This is a genomic window from Protofrankia sp. CiT1, assembly GCF_917627335.1.
GTDB lineage: Bacteria > Actinomycetota > Actinomycetes > Frankiales > Frankiaceae > Protofrankia.
In genome coordinates, this window is sequence record NZ_CAKJTP010000218.1 from 2,005 (window position 1) to 4,560 (window position 2,556).

Consider the following 2,556-nt stretch of genomic DNA (forward strand, 5'->3'; position numbering starts at 1 on the left):
ACCGTCAATTTCAGGGCCTGGAGAAGCGACAGGGTCTTGGGCCGGCCGACCGGTTTGTCCCAGTCAGGGAAAGCCTGCTCGGCGCGTTCGATGACCACAGCCGTCGCTCGGTGACTCAGCCCGGGAAGATGATACATGGAGGGCACCCTTCCTACGACATAGAAAATGTCGCAGAATCTCTAACGATGGGGAGGGCCTGTGTATTCCATGACGCGCTGGGTCTGCCCGGTACCAAAGAACGCAGGAAGTTGGCGGGTAGCGATCTCCCCATACGGCTACTGACGAACGTATTGTTCCTGTTGCCGGTATCAGAATTTCAATGAAAACCGATTCGAATAGGGTTTCCGAACAGCTTCAGGTTGTGGCGGGGTTCTGGCTGACAGTGTCCGTGCTGGGCCGGGGTGTCCACTCGTCTTCGAGGATGGAATGGACGATGGAATCACGCCAGGCACCGCGGACACAGACATGTCCGCGGATACGGCCTTCCTCGATCATGCCAAGTTTGTTCATGAGCTGGTCGGAGACGGTGTTGTCGGGGGAGCGTGCGCCCCAGATGCGGTGCATCCCGAGTTCGGCAAAGCCCAGGCGGTGCAGGAGCCGGACGGTTTCGGCACCGTAGCCGCGACCCCACTGGTCGGCGCGGAGCGCGAACCCGATTTGGGCGCTGCGCTGGGCGGGATGGCCGCTGTCGACCGCAAGCCGGCCGAACCCGATCATCTCGGTGGTGTCGGGGATCGCGACAGCCAGGGAGTATTCCACGCGGGGTTCGATCGTGGCGGTACGGATAGCCATCGCAATGGTGGCGGCGACCTGGTCGCGGGTACGCGGGTCGAAGCTCATGTACCGGGTGACGGCGGGATCGCCGTAGATGGCGAGAAGCGCATCAACGTCGCTGTCGGTGAACTCGCGCACACACAGGCCATTACCATCGATCCGTACCGGGTACACCCGGCTGACCCTATCGGAGGGCGGCGGCTGCCGAGACGGCGGAGAATGCTTCGATCTCCTGCTGAAGGTCACGCGCTGCGGTGGTCTCCCCGGCCGGACCTGAGCGCAGAGCGGTGTGTATCCGGTTGACGCTGGCGATGATGCCGGCTATGCGCTGGTCAGCGGGCAGGTCAAGGACGGGGCGGAGCGACTCGGCCGCGCCTTCGAGGTTCCCGCCGGTGAGACGTGCCCATGCCTGGTCGGCGCGGGCTCCGGCCTCGTCGCTGAAGGACCGTTCGTCGATGTCGGCATGTTCGTAGGCGGCGATCGCCTCGCTGGCCGTCTCTTCCGCGCGGAGGGAGGCACCATCGACCCAGATGCGGGCGTCGGCAGCGTAGTAAAGCTGCCGGGGCCTGGTGAAGGTCAGGATGCCACCGAACTCATCCAACTCATCGGGTTCGAGTCGTTCCCGGGCCTCGTCGGCGCGGGTGATGGCGCTTTCGGCCTGTTCCGCGGCGCCGAGGACCGCCCAGCTGCGGGCCTCCTGGGCCAGAAGCCATGTCGTGGCCGTTCCGTGGACCCGCTGCGCGGGGTCGGCGCCCAGCTCGGCGTACTGGACGGCTTCGCGGTGGCGACCGGCCCAGTAGGCGATCATCGATTGGAGTCCGCGGGTCCAGACCTTGAGGCCGTCGTGTCCGGCGTTGTCCGCGCAGATGTAGGCGGTGCGGGCTTGGGTCATCGCGGCCTGTGGCTGCCCGACGTCATGGGATGCTTTCGCGAGCATTCCGGACACGGCACCGGCCAACAGGTACAGGCTTCGCTGGGGCGTCGAGACCTGCCGGGCCTCCAACAGCCGGAATGTTGCTTCCTGAAGATCGACGAGATCGCCGAGGATCGTTGACAGGGGGCTGACGGGATAGGCGCGGGCAAGGCGGGTCACTTCGTCATGAACAAGATCGATTGTGTCGGGTCCGACGGTGTCGCTGCCGACTGCGACCGCGAAGCGCAGTGCTTTCCGTGCGGCCATCGTGACCAGCCCTTCCACCTGTTGGACGGGAACGCCGTACCACCTGTCTCCATCCATAGTGCGCGCTCGATCGTCGAACGACTCGGCTACGACAAGACTCGAACCGATCAGTAGGTGTACGGGCTGTCCGTGGGGCACTGTGCCAGCCGGTCGCCTCATCCCCGATTGGATCATGCTTGGGTTGGATGCGCCGGGCTCCAAGCCGGTAGCGCGTGATGGTGCCGGTGTCTCCCACGGGCGGGGCGCAAGGCGCAGGAGCCGACCGGGGACCCTGAGTCCGTCCGAGATCCGTTCGATGACATCGAAGGATGCGACCCGATCCTCACCCCTCATGATCTTGCTGACGCGTCCTTGGGTCATGCCCGCGACCTGGGATGCGATCCGGTCCTGACTCGCGCCGTCGTACTTGCGCATCAGCAGGAACACGGACATGAAGTCATGCGTGGCAAGGGCGGAGCGCATGTCTTCGCGGGCCAGTAACTCCGGGGACACCGTGTAGGGGCCGAGCGCCGATGACATGCGGTGAGTCCTTCCGGTAGAAGAGGGGGTCACACCTCGTAGCAGGACTACCGCGAGAGTACACAGATCATCATCTGTGTGTA

Annotated in this window: 2 protein-coding genes; both read right to left on the reverse strand. The window is 64.6% G+C overall.

Going from position 1 to position 2,556, the window contains the following annotated elements; genetic code table 11:
- Positions 1–354 precede the first annotated feature (354 nt).
- Complete coding sequence (locus tag MJ785_RS20235; RefSeq protein WP_239382329.1) at positions 355–948, reverse strand: GNAT family N-acetyltransferase; 594 nt, start codon at positions 946–948, stop codon at positions 355–357.
- Positions 949–958: 10 nt separating this feature from the next.
- The coding region (locus MJ785_RS20240) for a hypothetical protein (RefSeq protein ID WP_370653004.1) at positions 959–2,556 on the reverse strand (1,598 nt) is incomplete at its 5' end.